The organism is Planctomicrobium mucosum, from assembly GCF_051466335.1.
Lineage (GTDB): Bacteria > Planctomycetota > Planctomycetia > Planctomycetales > Planctomycetaceae > Planctomicrobium.
Genome location: NZ_CP195793.1, coordinates 3,816,427 through 3,831,837 on the forward strand (window position 1 = coordinate 3,816,427; position 15,411 = coordinate 3,831,837).

A 15,411-nucleotide genomic window follows, 5' to 3' on the forward strand; every position below is an offset into this window, starting at 1 on the left:
AGCGGTGCCTGTCGCCATTCAATTTCTTCTGTTCGAAGACTGCTACCAACTTCGCTAAATTCCATGTGATAGCAGCATCCTCGTCCGTAATAGGTGACGAGAAATTTCCTCGGTGATCCGCAGATCTGTGCGCTGGAGACGTCGCCTAGAGCAGTTCTTTCCACGCGACGTCTGGAGGCCCAGAACCATTGATCGCATTGATGGTTAAACAACACTTGCAGGTGTCGTGATTTCCTGATGGGGACCGAAGAACTCGAACGCAATCCGATCGTCATCCACTCCTAACTCCTTCAAGCCAGAATAAACCGACTGCATGAACGGTTTGGGCCCACAGAAGTAGAATGATGCCTGCTTGTAGGGGGTGTGACTTTGAAGGAATCCCAGATCAATCGTGCCAACGCTATCGCAGCGTCGCCCCGACAAATCGTCGTCCAACGGGGCGTTATAGATGACGTGCGTCGAGACAGTCGAGTGCTCTCCCAGGGTGCGAACCTCATCAGCAAGCGGATGAACTCGACTATTCCGTGCTGCGTGAACGAAGTGAACTGGCGTTCGAGCCCCCTGCCTGACCAAAGTTTTCGCCATCGACAGCAGCGGCGTCACCCCAATTCCACCCGCGAGAAAGACGACCGGGTTCTCTCCGCAGGATTCCGGAGTCATTGTAAACGAACCGCAGGGAGGACCGATTTCCAATGCGTCGCCAACTTGAACCGAGTCGTGCAGGTAGTTCGAAACGACTCCATCAGGTGCTTCGTCAACAAGTCGCGACTCACGCTTGACGCTGATTCGATAGTGTCCATTTCCGGGAGCATCTGAAAGGCTGTAGTTGCGAGGAGATGTCGGAATTTGGGGATGATCGATACGGACTGTGACGTACTGTCCCGGTTCGTATGTAGGCAATTCCCCATCATCAGCAGGGCGGAGATAGAAGGAAGTGGCGATCTCACCTTCGGGGACTTTCCGTTCAACGATGAACTTCCGATAGCCATTCCACCCTCCGGCGGCGACACGCTGCCGCTGATAGATCTCCTGTTCTTGTGCGATGAAGATCTCTGCAAGGAAGCCATAGGCCTCCGCGACGGCAGCGATAATCTCTTCTGTCGCAGCCTCTCCGAACACGTCCTGAATCGCAGCCAACAGATGTTTACCGACAATTGGATAATGTTCGGGCTGGATGTTGAGAGAGCAATGCTTATGAGCGATTAAATTCACTGCGGGACCGAGCGCCGCGAGGTTGTCGATATTCATGAAATACGCACAAATTGCCCCAGCTAATGCCCGCTGCTGCCCCCCAGAGTGCTGATGCGCCGGATTGAAATAAGCCTTTACTTCCGGATTTTCTGCGAACATCAGCTCATAGAACCGTCGAGTGACTTTTTCTGCATTGGCAGCCACCAGCGGGGTGATCTGTTTGACGATCTCAATGGTTTTGGGAGAGAGCATTCTGACTCCTTGAGTGCCAAAGAAGTTGTCAGCGTGTCGCTGATCAGGTAGAGTGAAATCTGTACAAAAATGTATAGATTTAATTCTGGACGTCAAGGTCCAGAATTATTTGAATCAGAATTGAGCGAATTCCTCATGCTTTCCAAAACGGCAGAATATGCCCTGAGAGCGATCATTTGTTTGGCAAGCACTCGCGTGCAACCGCAGTCTGCAGACGCCTTGGCGAAGAAAACACAGGCCCCTCGAGCATATCTCACCCGAGTGCTGCAGGATCTGGCTGCGCACGGACTCGTTCTATCTCGCCCAGGTCCCGGCGGAGGCTATGAACTCGCGAAGCCTACGAGTGATGTGACGATTTTAGATGTGATCAATGCAGTCTCCCCCATCGAGCGTATTCGTCGATGTCCACTCGGAATCGCATCACACACAGAGCTTTGTCCGTTACATGCCGAACTCGACAAGGCCTATGCCGCCACTGAAGCCGCATTTCAGGGGGTCACGTTGAAGGATCTTCACGAATCGACGAGCCAATTCACGCCACTTTGTGAAGTCGAGATAAAGAATTTAAAGGGCAGCAAAACTAAGAAGTAAATGCATTTGGAATCAGAAGCATCCGAAAGTGAACCGAGACAGCCTCGAGTAAATGCTGGGAATGAACTTAGAGCTTAATACCCAATCGAGGGCAGTGCCGATGCGCAGCATGAATTCGGGAGGCAGGAAGAAAGCGATTCGTTCCGCGGGCCCACTGCAAAACGCCGCTCAGAAATGAAAAAGAGAGTTTTGGAAGGAGGTACCAAGGCTCAAAACGGCAGAGGCTTTCGCCTGCTTCATTAACCCTCTTGATCGCAGTGACTTCGGGTAATTCGCAAGGAGGTACCAAGGCTTTAGCGTGCAGAGGCTTGCGCCTCATTACTGATCCCTCTACGTACCTCTACAGCACGTAGGCTCGCTCGCGAATTACTCGAAAGGGTGAGTAACGGGACTTGAACCCGCGACCCCCAGATCCACAATCTGGTGCTCTAACCAACTGAGCTATACCCACCATCTCATCCCGACACAACTTTCGTTCGCGTCAGGAAACGGAGAGAATAATCAAGCGGAGGGTTCGCGGCAACTCATCCGCGTCCTCCTGTTTTCACGATTTTTTTATTGAGAGATTTTCTCAAGAAATCGGATCCGCGTCGCTCTCCTCTGACTCTACCGACGGAACCACCCCCGCCACCAGAAGAAAATGAGCATCAAGAATCCAGTCCCGAACATCAACGCCAATGAGAACGGATACCCATAGTACCAATCGAGTTCCGGCATATTCATGGGGGAAATCTCTGTTCGAAAATTCATCCCGTAAACGCCAGCGATGAAGGTCATCGGCATAAAGACCGTGGAAAACAGAGTCAGCACTTTGACCACATCGTTCGTCTTTTGGCTCAGTTCGGAAAGATACAATTCCTGCAATCCCGTGCAGGAATCCCGATCAGTTTCCGACACATCAATTAACTGAACGACGTGGTCTAGTGTGTCTCGCAGATAAATCTGAGTTTCCGGCCTGACAAACATCGTCTCCTGTCGGACCAAAGTGTTCAGCGAATCCCGGTGCTGCCAAAGCAGTTTCCGTAGCTGAATCAGATGTCGGCGGATCTCATGCAGCTCACTCAAATGCGTGCGATTTGGCTTTCGAGTCAGTGAATCGTCAATCTCATCGAGTTCAGCACCGATCCGCTCGAATCTGGGGAAGTAGGCATCAATGATGGAGTCAAGCAGTCCGTAGACGAGATAATCCGGACCACGTCCTCGGATCTGGCCATTTTTTCGAATTCGTTCGCGGATGACGTCAAAGCAGTCACCGGGATCTTCCTGAAACGTGATCACGAAATTTTTCCCCAGAAACATGCTCACCTGCTCCGATCCTCCATTTCCATCTGGTTGCAGCATGCGGGCAACAATGAAGAGGAACTCGGGGTATTCCTCCGTCTTGGCTCGCTGATGAATATGGAGAACGTCTTCGAGTGCGAGGGGGTGAAGACGAAATTTTTTTCCGATCGCTCCAATCACGTCTGCATCAGCGAGGCCTGACACGTCCAGCCACATGACGTGTCCCGGAGTCGGTTCCGGGATTTTAGATATTTCAATCAATGGGTGTTCGATGACCTCTCCCCCCCCATAGATCATCAGCCTCATCTGTGTTTTATGTTTCGAAGTATCGGACACCAGCGTCCCCGGAGCAGCCCCCGGAATGGTCCGACGATGAAACTTTCGCTGAGTTCCTAGTTCACGGACATGTTCAGGTGCGTTCTGAAGAACGTCGATGAGTCCCACGCTGCAACTCCGAAAAAAGCCTTACTGGCCAATCTCAGCCAGTCACGCGTTCAATGTAACTTCCGGGAAGACGACGCACGAGACGCCTCATCTCCAGTACCGTTATTGTGGAGAGTGCCCGAGAAAACTCCATCCCAGCTTTTGCCAATACCGAATCGATTGACGTCGGAGCAAATTCAATCAGGTTCAGGATTGTGAACTCTTGCTCGTTGAGTACCAACTCTCTGGCCACTCCAACAACCTGCTTCCCTTTCGCTGGATTGCTCGTCGCATCCGACACCGGCACCGGCTTTACCGAAGGACCAAGCGACTCCAGCACGTCATCGGCGTGGCGAACGAGAATTGCTCCATCCCGAATGAGGTCATGACACCCCTCGCTCGCAATGCAATCGATTCGCCCCGGTACGACGAAGACATCGCGCCCTTGCTCCATCGCATGTCGAGCGGTGTGTAACGCCCCACTTTTGCGATTCGCCTCAACAATAAGAACTCCCAGCGACAGCCCCGCGATCACACGGTTTCGTTGAGGAAAGAGCCCACGGAGTGCGGTCCGCTGCAAGGGAGACTCAGTCAGCAACGCCCCGTGCTGCGAGACTGTTGATGCCAGGTCTCGATGCTCTGGGGGGTAAATCTGGTTCAGACCGGGAGCGCAGACAGCGAGTGTTCTTCCATTCGCATCAAGGGCTCCCTGATGAGCAGATGCATCAATCCCACGCGCCAAACCGCTGATGATCGTCACGCCAGCAAAGGCCAGTTGCTGAGCGAATCGGTGTGCCTGCGTGCGACCATAGTGCGTGCAGTTTCTCGACCCGACTATACCGACCGCCAACATATCCTGAGGTTTCAAATCCCCGCGAACGTAGAGAACTAATGGGGGATCGTGAATTTCCTGTAGCGAACCGGGGTAGTCGCTGGAATTGCGAAAGATCAGCTGAGTATTGGATTCAACGCAACGTTGCCATTCGAGTTCCGCTTCGAGAAAATTCTGCCCGTTCGTGATTGCGACAGACACCTTGGGGCCAATGCCATCGACTCGCAGCAGTTCGGTCCCCGATGCAGAAAACACAGACTCTGCATTTCCGAAATGATTCAAAAGAAGAGATTGCAGCCGAGGACCAACACCAGCCGTCAAATTCAGTTGCAGGAGTGCCAGCTTTTCACGATCAAGCTGCGGTTTCTCATCGACGTTCTGCATCAGCGGCCCGCTTTCGCATGAAGTTTGAAAGGACAGAGCGACGAACTCGAGTTGCCCGAATGGTTCATCACCCAAGTCTATTCTTTCATGCGAAAGACAATTTGAGGAGCGAGTCTCCCTGCTTTTTCTTCCAACATTCCGACCAGCCTGTGATCGGGGCTGATCGCAGCGTAATTCTGCTTCGCCTCGCTCGCCTGAGGAAGGTCGGCCGGCCAAGGGAGAGTTTGCCCGAACAGAAGTTGTTGAGCTTCAAGCTCCGAAACGATCACTTTCTGAATGTGATCTAACATGACCAGCGGAGAGATGAGTAATTCCCGCACTTTTGACAGAGAGAGTGTCGTTGTGTCAGCAGAATCTTCGACATGAAATGGACCGACATGAGTGCGCACAAGGCGACTCATAACAGCTTCCGTTCCCCACTTGCGGGCGAGGTCTCGACCGATTGAACGAATGTAGGTCCCTGTTCCACAGTCGATCGATAACGAAAACTTCGGGAATGCGAAGCTCGTAAGCTCGAGTCGGCTCACTTCCACCTCCCGAGCTGCCAATTCAAAGACGGCGCCTTCGCGAGCCACTTGATACGCCCGTCTGCCGTTAACTTTGACTGCGGAATAAGCGGGAGGAACTTGCTGAATTTTCCCGATGAACTCCGGGAGTGATTCTCGAATCTGCTCTGCACTCAATTCAGGGTCAACCAGCACTTCTTCCACGACACCGTCTGTATCATCAGTGTCGCTACGACACCCGAGAATGAACTCCGCCTCATAGCTCTTCTGATGTTCGTGGATGAAAGGTTCAAGCCGAGTCGCTGGCCCGACACAGACGACGAGTACCCCGGTCGCGAGCGGATCGAGGGTTCCTGCGTGGCCCACCTTGTAGTTTCGACCGACGAGTCGCGCCACCTTCGAAACCACGTCACGCGAAGTACAGCCAGCCGGCTTATTGAGATTCAAAAGTCCAAACATGTTCGCAGCAAATTATTCGTCAAAAAAGCTTATAAAAATAAAACTGCCGACGCCTGTCGTAAGAAGCGTCGGCAGTTCTCAAGTGCAATCGACTACTTCGCCAGTCCAATTGGCGAGCCAAAATAGTACATGGCCCGTGGAGTACTCAGATCGATGAGTCGAGAAACGGGATCTTGTGCTTTGGATAGGTCGGCAGTGGCACCGAGGAGAGTTTCCGAAAGCGATTTCGGGAACGTGAAGTCAACAACCTTGGCCTCGGAAAGCCCCAGCTTCAACTTGAGCGCTTCAATCGCGTCCTCCTCGTAGCCAATCTTGTCGATCAGCCCATTCTCCAACGCCTGATTCGCGGTATAAACCTGCCCCGTTGCGATGGCTTCGACTTGCTTGCGATCCAGGTTCTCCCGGCTGTCATCGATCACAGCCAGAAACCGTTGAAAGGAATCATTCAGAATCGCGTCCCAAACAGCCTTTTCACTCTCACTCATTGCTTTAAAAGGACTGAGTGTCTCTTTGAATGGTCCAGTCACAAGTGAGTCGCTCGTGATTCCTACCTTCTTGGCGAGCTCGCTGGCGTCATAGCGAGGCATGATGACCCCAATGGATCCGGTCCATGTTGTCGGCTCGGCGTAAATGGGAGATCCGGGCCCTGCTCCCATCGCGATGTAATAGCCTCCGGAAGCAGCGATTCCCTTCATCGACACATAAATCGGCTTAATTTTGTTCAGCTTCATCAACTCGTGGTAGATCTGGTGGCTATCAGAGACGAGCCCTCCCGGGCTGTCGATCACCAGCATGATCCCCTTGACGTCATCATCTTTCGCCACGTGCTTGATGGTGTCGATCAGACGATGTGTGTGGGGGGGCATGATCGTGAAATCAGTCACGATCCGAGCGATTTTTGCGGAAGCCTTTTTGTCTCCGGAGTGGTACTGCTCTATCGGAGGATCTTCGGTTGTCATGTAAACCGAAAGCATTGACCCGAGCATCAGATTCAGGGCGAATGAGCTGAGCAGCACAAGTACCAAGAAGCCAATCACCCAGGTCTTCCAGCCAGATCGACGGCCAGCGGTGTGGACAGGCGGATTCCCATCTGTTGTCAGTGCGTTCATGTGAAAATAGGGTACCTAAATAGGGTTTTTGGATATTTTCGCCTGTGCAGCTTTCTCACAATCTTCGGATCGAATCGAATTCAATTCGATCAACCCCCGTCACGTCATCTTAATCAGCCAGACGATATTTCCAAAGCAGCCAGTAGTAACGGCTGTAGGAATTGTCCGACTTCTTCGCAACGCTGCCGAAAGTTTCGGAACTCCAAGCAGATTCAGCAAGGTGCTGAACAACATTTCAGAATTCGTCCTGCCTGTCCCTCACGAGATCACAAGAGCGATCACCGCTGATCGGGACGTCGAATTCGATCTACCTGGGAGCACTCGAGAGATGACACTTCATCCCAACCTTCTCGCGCAAACTCGCCCCATTGTGCTGGCTTCAGCAACGGGGTTGGCACTTTGTTCACTCAACGCTCTCGCCTTCGCTCAAGTCCCGACCAACCCATCCGCTCCGGGCCAGTTGCAGCCAGTTGGGGCTCAGCAACCTCGACTGTTGCCGATCCAGAATCCGCAGATGCACTCCATTTCCGAGGCCCCGCAACAAGTACAGCTTGCTGCTGGGCAAGAGACACAGATGAGCAACTACGACTCATCTCGCCCTTCGGCGAACCACCCCGTCAATAACAACCAGACTTCGCGAGGGCCGGGATTCACTGAACGGATCGGTCGAATATTTAAAGGCGCTCCAACAACAGCGCCAGTCGACCCTGGAATGGTCTACCCAAAGGCCTCGGATCATCCTCAGGCGAATACACGATCTATTCCGAGCCTTCCTCCGGCATCGATTCCGAATTCTCCACCACCGGCGCCTGCCGCCTCTGGCATGGAGATCCCATCGATTCCTCCACGCATTCCGGGGATCGAACCTCAATTGATCAACGTCCAGAATGCTCCAATCTCAGAGAATAGCATTCCTCCGATTCCGCCACTCACAACTGGAAGTCGGGACCTTCAAACAGCATCAACTGAGACCGGTTCGTTCGAATCGCCCACCACTACAATCCCTCCTCTCAACGAATTGCCCCAGTCAACACTGACTGAAGTCGCATCGCAAGATGAGCCTGCCGGCGTTGTCCGTCTTCCGAAATTGGAATCGCAACAATCCATTCCGAGTATCCCTCCAGCAGTTGCCCCCGGTGAACCATCCGCAGCAATGTCCCTGGTCGTGCCACCACCATCGGACGCATCGACACCCAAACCAAATGCCGATCCATTCTTGGAGCTATTCCCCGCGGACAAGAAATCCGAGCAAGTCGCTACGAGCCCTGAAATTGCCACCCCTTCCCCGGCACCAGCGGTGGCGAAGCCCGCTGAGCCTGTGAATCAGCCCTATACCGGACTGTCGTTGGAAATGGACTCTGTCCCTTCCATGCCAAACGAAAATGCAGCGAGTTTGACCGCTCTGGATACATCGCTTCCGAAAATCGAGTCACCAGCGAGCAGCGACTCGAAACTTGTCGTGCATCCAATGGATTTGCCAGCACTCCCTGCAAAGCAAATGGAACCCGCTCCACTACAGCTTCCTGCTGAATCTGAACTCCCCATTGTGCAGCCATCTGCCAAGCCGACTCAGGTCGCCAGCAGTGCCCCAGACCTTAATCTCGGCGTTACTTCGACCCCCAAGGCCGAAAGTCCCGCTAGCAAACTCGAGAAGATTGCTTCTCGAAAAGACCTGAAAGGGTTAAAAGGATTCTGTCCTGTTGCCTTGCGTGACGAACGAAATCTGATTGAAGCGTCTGCGGAATTTGTTGTGACTCACAACGGAACGTCCTATGAGGTTTCATCTCCAGAAGCGATGAAAAAATTCCAGGCCGAGCCCAGCAAGTATGCTCCTGCCTCGAATGGATGTGACCCCATTCACGCAGCATTAACGGGAGAGCAGCTTCCGGGTTCTCTGGAGCATGCGGTGTGGTACAAGGGCCGGCTCTATCTGTTCTCCAGCGTCGAAACGATGGAAACTTTCACGGCAGCCCCAAGCAGCCACATTGATCTCGACTAAACTCGAGATCATTCGAGTTCATTCTAAGTCAAACCACTGCGGACAGTTCTGTTCGCAGTGGTTTTTGTTTGCGCTCTCGATCCCTCGCCGAATTTCAAGACAAATACTCGCTCCTGTTCAGCCAGGCTGCTTCAACTCAACTGAAAACAGGGGGCCTTCTCCGCAAAGCCATCCGATCAATCAATTGCCAAAACGGGCTTTTATTTTAGTTCTTTTTTGAATTCTGGCATATTCCGAAGGAATTCCTGTGAGAAGATTGAGTGGATCGCAGCGGGCTCCGACAAGGACAGGTGACCGGTCCTCAAAAAGGAGCGTTGCTTTCAACACAGGCATCCCAAAGCGCGAAGGATCGAAAGTGCTCAAATCTTCGATTACGTTCAGCTTCACAGGCAACTAGCAGGATCGCTGGAATCCGTAACTATGACTAATTGGATTCATGCAATCTCAGATGTGCTGATCTTCGCTTCTTTCGTATTGATTCCAATTGTTCTGTGGAGTCTGCTGAAAAAACGAACAGACGTTGCACTCGCCCGCGTCTGGTTTTTTCTCGCAGCCCTCTTTTTGACGACAGCGACGCTGCAACTTCTCGACTCCATCATCGTCGTCGGTCCTCTCGCCCCGTTCTCCAACACGATTAAAATCGTGACGGCAATTGTCTCTTGGGCGACGCTGATTGCACTCATCTTCGCTATGCCCGTTCTGAAAAAGATCAGACGTCAGACCGAGCTGGAACATGAAATCCGTGAAAGCGCTTTGGAGTTGCAACTCGTCAACCTTCGACTTCAGGAGCACGACGACCGACTCCGAATCGCAATGCAGGCTGGTAGAATGGGAGCATGGAGCTGGAATTTGCTCACGAACGCACTTTGGATGGATCAAGCGTGCCTGGAAATCACCGGATTGAAAATCCCTTCCAATCAACTGCGATTCGATCAGTTCATTAAGAATGTCCATCCGGACGACAAGGCGGAACTGGAACTGCAAATCCAGGAAGCAATTAACAAAAAGACGAATTTTACCAGCGTTTTTCGCTTTTACGTTGATGGCAAAGGATATCGCTTTCTTCAGACTCGCGGCGCCGTTTCCTATGGTCCCAATGGAGAAGAAAATCGCATCTATGGAGTCGATCTGGATGTGACCGATCTGGTCATCGACCAGGAATCGCTGCGAGTCAACACGCGAGCGATCGAAGCTGTGAAAAACGGGATCATCATCACCGATTCCAGACTTCCGCATAATCCCATAATTTACGTTAATCCTGCCTTCGAAGAACTGACCGGGTATCCATCCTCTGAAGTGATCGGAAGATCGTGCAAATTTTTACAAGGGGCCGGCACGAACGCAGAGACCGTGAAAACCATCCGTGAGGCGATCCGCGAGCGGAAGGAATGTCAGGTGACGATCCTCAACTATCGGAAGGACGGAACCCCTTTCTGGAACAACCTTCAAATCTCTCCCGTCGAAAACGACGAGGGTGAGATCAGCCATTTCGTTGGGATTCAGAACGACGTGACAGCACGCGTCCGCGCGGAGCGTCGACTCAAGGACGCACAGCAGACGGCTGAGCAGGCGAATCGGGCCAAGAGCGAGTTTCTGGCCAACATGAGCCATGAAATTCGAACTCCTCTCACTGCAATTCTCGGCTGTGCGGACAGCCTCTGCCGCGAACTGAAGCATGGAGACGCCCACGCAACCGCCAGCACCATCCGGTCTCAATGCCAACTACTCACAGGCATTCTGAACGACGTCCTCGACCTTTCAAAGATTGAAGCTGACAAGCTTGAAATCAACAAAGAACAGTGTTCGATCATCGCGATCATCACCGAGATGAAAGCGCTTTGGGAGCCTCAGATCAATGACAAGAATCTGGAGCTGCTCATCGAATACGACAATTACCTTCCTGAGACCATTCTCACCGATCCGATCCGGTTGCGACAGGTTTTGTTCAATCTGATTGGAAACGCCATCAAATTCACCGACAAGGGTCATATCGCTCTGAAATTCCAGTGCAGGACGGAAGGGAGTAGCCTGAACCTCGTCATTTCCGTCTCGGACACCGGAGTTGGAATTCCGCCCGAGCATCTTGAAGTGATCTTTCAAGCATTCAAACAGGTCGACGGACTTAGCCGCAGACGTGCCAGTGGCACCGGCCTAGGTCTCACGATCAGCCAACGGCTCATCAAGTTACTGGGGGGCAAGCTGACCGTAAGCAGTCAGGTCGGAGTCGGTAGTACCTTCACGATCGCACTGCCGATTGAGAGAGTCAGCTTTGTCTCGACGGACGCGGCGACCTACCAGCAACACCTCAAGGAGTCGGGCGACTCCGTAAATATCCAGATCCCCATCAAAGTCCTTGTCGCAGAGGACACCCCCAGCGTTCAGTTTATGCTGAAAAGAATGTTAGCGCCGGTCGTTCTGGAGGTGCGGGTTGTTGACAACGGCAAGGAGGCTGTTCAGGCCGTTCTCGACGCTGATAAATCCCAACCGTTTGATCTCGTGCTAATGGACATCCAGATGCCGGTGATGGACGGATATCAAGCAACAGAGAAACTCAGAGAACTCGGCCAGAACATCCCGGTAATCGCACTGACAGCCAGCGCGATGGAGGGCGACCGCGAACGCTGTATTGAAGTCGGTTGCTCGGGATACATCGCAAAGCCGATCCAACACTCATTGCTGATCAGTGCTCTTCAAGCATGCAGTGGTGAAATTCGGCAACGCTCGTAACCGTGCGCCAGCGACGAATCCACAAAAACCGAAATCTTTCGCTATTCGAGGATTCTCGTTTCTGCAAAGAGATTGGGTGATGTCCGTTTCGCCGCAGGATCTAAGTGATTATGATCTTTTTTACAGTGATGTTGATCACTTCACGTACGGGCGACGCAGACACTCCGCCACTCACTGAGGCAAAATACTTCAACTGTCTCCTTTTTCAGTGGAGGCGATCATCAACTAGCATATCGAAACGATAATGTAGAGAGACTCGTGTTGGACTCCGACAGCACGTGGTGGCGGCTCTCTCTTAAAATCTCAGGGCGACTTGACCTCCGAGAAATATCTCATGGCTTTAGTGTTGATTATTGATGACGATCGTTCCGCACTTCACATTGTGCAGCGATCACTTGAAAAGCTCGACATTGAAGTTCTGACTGCGACGTCAGCAGAAGAAGGCCTAAAACTCGTTGAATCGCGTCGGCCGGATGTCGTTCTCCTCGACATCCTGATGCCCCAGATGTCCGGGCTCAAAGCCTTCGCTCGCATCACAGAGATCGACCGGAGATTGCCGGTGATTTTCATCACAGCTGACGCGGGAAGCGAGACCGCTATCGAAGCGATGCAGATGGGGGCTTACGACTATCTCGCAAAGCCGCTCGAACTGGCCAAACTCAACAATCTCGTCGCAAAGGCACTCGAAACCCGTCGATTGATGAGCGTGCCAGTCGCCGTCTCGGTTCGTGAAGAAGAGAAGCTCAACACATCGACCGGTGACTTGTTCATTGGCCGAAGCAGTGGAATGCTGGAAGTATTCAAATCAATTGGACGAGTTTCGAAGCAGAACGTCACTGTCCTGATCCGTGGAGAAAGCGGAACCGGGAAAGAACTCGTTGCACGTGCGATTTACCACTTCAGCGATCGAGCCAACAAGCCCTTCATGGCAGTGAACTGCGCTGCTCTTCCAGACACTCTTCTCGAGTCCGAATTGTTCGGCCATGAGAAAGGATCATTCACTGGAGCAGAACGCCGCCGTATTGGAAAATTCGAACAATGCAACGGGGGGACCTTATTCCTGGATGAAGTTGGGGACATGTCTCCGCTCACTCAGGGAAAGGTTCTTCGACTGCTTCAGGAACAACGTTTCGAACGTGTTGGAGGCAACGACACAATCGAGACAGATGCGCGACTCATCGCTGCAACGAACCGGCCACTGGAACAGATGGTCGATTCCTCGGCATTTCGCGGAGATCTCTTCTACCGATTGAACGTCGTCACGATTACTCTCCCTCCGCTTCGCGATCGTCCGGCGGACATTCCGCTGCTGTTGCAGTATTTCTTGACTCGCATTCGCAAGGAGCTGAACAAGCCCGAGATTGAAGGGATCTCCAAAGACGCGATCAATCTGTTGCAGGATTACCCTTGGCCGGGGAACATCCGAGAGCTGCAAAGTGTCGTTCGACAATCAGTTCTCAAAGCAACAGGCCCGGTGATCGTGCCGGATTTCCTCCCTGATACGATTCTCGACGGAGGCTCGTCGACATCAGTCTCAGTCCCAAGCTCACCTGCGATTCGCGAAAAGTCACCTGATTCGACAACCGCAACGCTCCCCCCTGAAGGCAATGAAGACGACGGTGAGTTTCACCCCACGATTCAACTTCAGGAGTTCGTTGAATCACGACTTTTGCAAGGTACAACAGACCTGTACGCGGAAACCCTGGAAGTGATGGAGCGCTACCTGTTCACAAAAGTGCTGCAGGAGACCGGCGGCAATCAAACAAAAACATCTGAGATCCTCGGGATCACCCGCGGAAAGGTTCGAGACCGGATCGCCGCGTTCAACATTTCCTTTGGGAAGAAAATCACGATCGACAGCGAGTAGCGAATTGCTACTCGATTAGAGCGGATCTCGAGGACTTTGAACCCCGCCACTCAGCTGATTCTCAGAGTCGTTTTCTCCGACCTCCACAAAAGCCTCCATTGATTCAGGGAGGCTTTTCTCTTCGTCGTCGCACGATCTTCTGGTTCGCGTTGACAGCTCGCCACCTGTTCAAAATCGATTTAACCTCGAGGGGCTGGCGAGCACCTACCGGTCTTTCGACTCATCGGCCCTCAACTAACGCCGCACAGGAGTGGTGACGAGCGAGGCTGCGTACTCCCCGGGCGTTGATGGCCTGACGCTCAAAATGCGCGTTCAACGGCCATTTGGCGCCCTAAATGCGGGCGACATCGCAGTCGAACACCTCAGAAACTCGCAGGAATACACGTTTTTCCGAAAAAGCGTTTCCATATCACGTGTTCGGCACGGGGCTTGCCAGATACTCATCACAACAGGTTTCTGAGCCCCGATTTCAATAGAAGCCAACTATGAATTGGATCACGACGGCGAGGTTAGCGACAGCGGTAATCATTGTGCTGGCCCCGGCTTCAATTCGATTGGCGATTAGCAGTGATGAAGTTGTCGCCGAAGATAAGGCGACGGTTGTCACTGCAAACAAACCGACAATCAGAGAATCAGACTCTGGAGTGATCAAAAACACGTTAGCCCTCCCTGGACGTGAGCCGCAAAATCACACGCAGCTGATTGAGCTAAAAAGCTTCCTCAAGCGTTCCTTAGAGGCAATTTCGTCCAAACATGGTTATGTCGGAACCCTTCAACAGCAGGTAAAAAAGGGGGACGTGCTACACGATGTGGAGCTCATCGATTTCAAGCTGCAGAGAGCCCCGTTTTCTGTCTACATGAAATGGCAGGTGGATGGGCAGGAAGTTCTGTACGTAGAAGGACAGAACAATGGAAGACTGCTCGCTCACCCCACTCGTGGGATCACAGCGTTTCGAAATGTGTGGTTCCTGAAGCCTGACAGTCCTCAGGCGATGCAGAAGTCGCGATATCCCTTAACAAACATCGGAATCGAAAAGCTCACACAAACGGTCAACGACTTTTATCAGACGTCACAGGCCCCTGTTGCAACGTGTGAAATCCTGCGATTGAATGAGGAGGATCAAGGGGACTCGGTCATTACGTTTCAAGTCGATTTTAAGAGCCAGGAACACTCTCCGGAATACGCACGTTCGCGAATTTCTTTCGATGCGGATCACCACTATCTGATCAAGCTCGAAAACTTTGAATGGAACCCAGAGGGTGGCGAACCCCAGATTCTGGATAGTTACCGATACAACAACATTGAATTTGTCGAGCAATTCGAGTCCGACGACTTCGACGCCAAATCCAATCGTTACGGGTTTTATCCGTAACTACCTTAAGTAATTTCACAGCAAGGCAGTCAGAGCCACTTGAACTCCTATTCACGTCACTCAGTCAGCCTTGCGCCCTTTCACGATTAGCTTGGAGAACAGTCATGCTTTCATGGGCACTCACATTTCTGGTCATCGCTTTAGTTGCTGCAGTGTTAGGGTTTGGTGGACTGTCAGGGATGGCTGCCACAGCGGCGAAAATCTGTTTCGTGGTGTTTATCATCCTGTTCCTGATTTCAGCATTGACAGGCCGTAGAACCCCAGTTGCATAATGGGAACAGCGAACCGAAATTCCATGAGCGAAAGCTGCTCATGGAATTTCGAAATCACTGCTCCGGTCACCGAAGTTTGGATTTCGCGTAGTGTCAGTGTTGTGCGATGTTCAACAGAGTCATCGCTGTTAACGGGTTGGTCTTG

11 protein-coding genes and 1 tRNA gene are annotated in these 15,411 nt (G+C 52.3%); 6 read left to right on the plus strand and 6 right to left on the minus strand.

Translation table 11 applies throughout. The features are described from left to right. Positions 1-204 precede the first annotated feature (204 nt). Entirely contained in the window at positions 205-1,443 is a 1,239-nt protein-coding gene (hmpA, locus tag SH668x_RS15185; protein ID WP_437185912.1) for an NO-inducible flavohemoprotein, read from the minus strand. A 135-nt stretch (positions 1,444-1,578) separates the two neighbouring features. On the opposite strand from hmpA, the gene SH668x_RS15190 reads away from it, so the two are divergent. Next, positions 1,579-2,034 carry an RrF2 family transcriptional regulator gene (locus tag SH668x_RS15190; RefSeq protein WP_437185913.1) on the plus strand — a complete coding sequence of 152 codons (456 nt, stop codon included), beginning with the start codon at positions 1,579-1,581 and terminating at the stop codon, positions 2,032-2,034. A gap of 377 nt (positions 2,035-2,411) precedes the next feature. On the opposite strand, the gene SH668x_RS15195 is transcribed toward SH668x_RS15190, so the two are convergent. The 5 genes from SH668x_RS15195 to sppA all read right to left on the minus strand — a co-directional run bounded on the left by SH668x_RS15195 (position 2,412) and on the right by sppA (position 7,028). Then, positions 2,412-2,485 (minus strand) — tRNA-His (locus SH668x_RS15195). 155 nt (positions 2,486-2,640) lie between these two features. Continuing rightward, positions 2,641-3,759, minus strand: a complete 1,119-nt coding sequence (gene corA, locus SH668x_RS15200) for a magnesium/cobalt transporter CorA (protein WP_437185914.1) — start codon at positions 3,757-3,759, stop codon at positions 2,641-2,643. A gap of 34 nt (positions 3,760-3,793) precedes the next feature. After that, positions 3,794-4,954 carry a DNA-processing protein DprA gene (gene dprA / locus SH668x_RS15205; protein ID WP_437185915.1) on the minus strand — a complete coding sequence of 387 codons (1,161 nt, stop codon included), beginning with the start codon at positions 4,952-4,954 and terminating at the stop codon, positions 3,794-3,796. Positions 4,955-5,031: 77 nt separating this feature from the next. Next, complete coding sequence (truB, locus tag SH668x_RS15210; protein WP_437185916.1) at positions 5,032-5,919, minus strand: tRNA pseudouridine(55) synthase TruB; 888 nt, start codon at positions 5,917-5,919, stop codon at positions 5,032-5,034. 92 nt (positions 5,920-6,011) lie between these two features. Continuing rightward, positions 6,012-7,028 carry a signal peptide peptidase SppA gene (gene sppA, locus SH668x_RS15215; RefSeq protein WP_437185917.1) on the minus strand — a complete coding sequence of 339 codons (1,017 nt, stop codon included), beginning with the start codon at positions 7,026-7,028 and terminating at the stop codon, positions 6,012-6,014. Between the two features lie 328 nt (positions 7,029-7,356). On the opposite strand from sppA, the gene SH668x_RS15220 reads away from it, so the two are divergent. The 5 genes from SH668x_RS15220 (at position 7,357) to SH668x_RS15240 (ending at position 15,266) form a co-directional block, all read left to right on the plus strand. Further along, complete coding sequence (locus tag SH668x_RS15220) at positions 7,357-9,027, plus strand: hypothetical protein (RefSeq protein WP_437185918.1); 1,671 nt, start codon at positions 7,357-7,359, stop codon at positions 9,025-9,027. Positions 9,028-9,447: 420 nt separating this feature from the next. Next, a complete protein-coding gene (locus SH668x_RS15225) occupies positions 9,448-11,754 on the plus strand; it encodes an ATP-binding protein (protein ID WP_437185919.1) in 2,307 nt (768 codons plus the stop codon). Between the two features lie 334 nt (positions 11,755-12,088). Next, a complete protein-coding gene (locus SH668x_RS15230; RefSeq protein ID WP_437185920.1) occupies positions 12,089-13,621 on the plus strand; it encodes a sigma-54-dependent transcriptional regulator in 1,533 nt (510 codons plus the stop codon). Between the two features lie 485 nt (positions 13,622-14,106). Beyond that, positions 14,107-14,994, plus strand: coding sequence for a DUF1571 domain-containing protein (locus SH668x_RS15235; protein WP_437185921.1), 888 nt, complete (start codon positions 14,107-14,109; stop codon positions 14,992-14,994). A gap of 104 nt (positions 14,995-15,098) precedes the next feature. Further along, complete coding sequence (locus SH668x_RS15240; RefSeq protein ID WP_437185922.1) at positions 15,099-15,266, plus strand: DUF1328 domain-containing protein; 168 nt, start codon at positions 15,099-15,101, stop codon at positions 15,264-15,266. Positions 15,267-15,411: the final 145 nt, after the last annotated feature.

Excerpts from the sequence above, each read along its gene's own strand:
- hmpA (WP_437185912.1), bottom strand. The coding sequence starts at position 1,443 with ATGCTCTCTCCCAAAACCATTGAGATCGTCAAACAGATCACCCCGCTG.
- SH668x_RS15190 (WP_437185913.1), top strand. The coding sequence starts at position 1,579 with ATGCTTTCCAAAACGGCAGAATATGCCCTGAGAGCGATCATTTGTTTG.
- dprA (WP_437185915.1), bottom strand. The coding sequence starts at position 4,954 with ATGCAGAACGTCGATGAGAAACCGCAGCTTGATCGTGAAAAGCTGGCA.
- truB (WP_437185916.1), bottom strand. The coding sequence starts at position 5,919 with ATGTTTGGACTTTTGAATCTCAATAAGCCGGCTGGCTGTACTTCGCGT.
- sppA (WP_437185917.1), bottom strand. The coding sequence starts at position 7,028 with ATGAACGCACTGACAACAGATGGGAATCCGCCTGTCCACACCGCTGGC.
- SH668x_RS15220 (WP_437185918.1), top strand. The coding sequence starts at position 7,357 with ATGACACTTCATCCCAACCTTCTCGCGCAAACTCGCCCCATTGTGCTG.
- SH668x_RS15225 (WP_437185919.1), top strand. The coding sequence starts at position 9,448 with ATGACTAATTGGATTCATGCAATCTCAGATGTGCTGATCTTCGCTTCT.
- SH668x_RS15230 (WP_437185920.1), top strand. The coding sequence starts at position 12,089 with ATGGCTTTAGTGTTGATTATTGATGACGATCGTTCCGCACTTCACATT.
- SH668x_RS15235 (WP_437185921.1), top strand. The coding sequence starts at position 14,107 with ATGAATTGGATCACGACGGCGAGGTTAGCGACAGCGGTAATCATTGTG.
- SH668x_RS15240 (WP_437185922.1), top strand. The coding sequence starts at position 15,099 with ATGCTTTCATGGGCACTCACATTTCTGGTCATCGCTTTAGTTGCTGCA.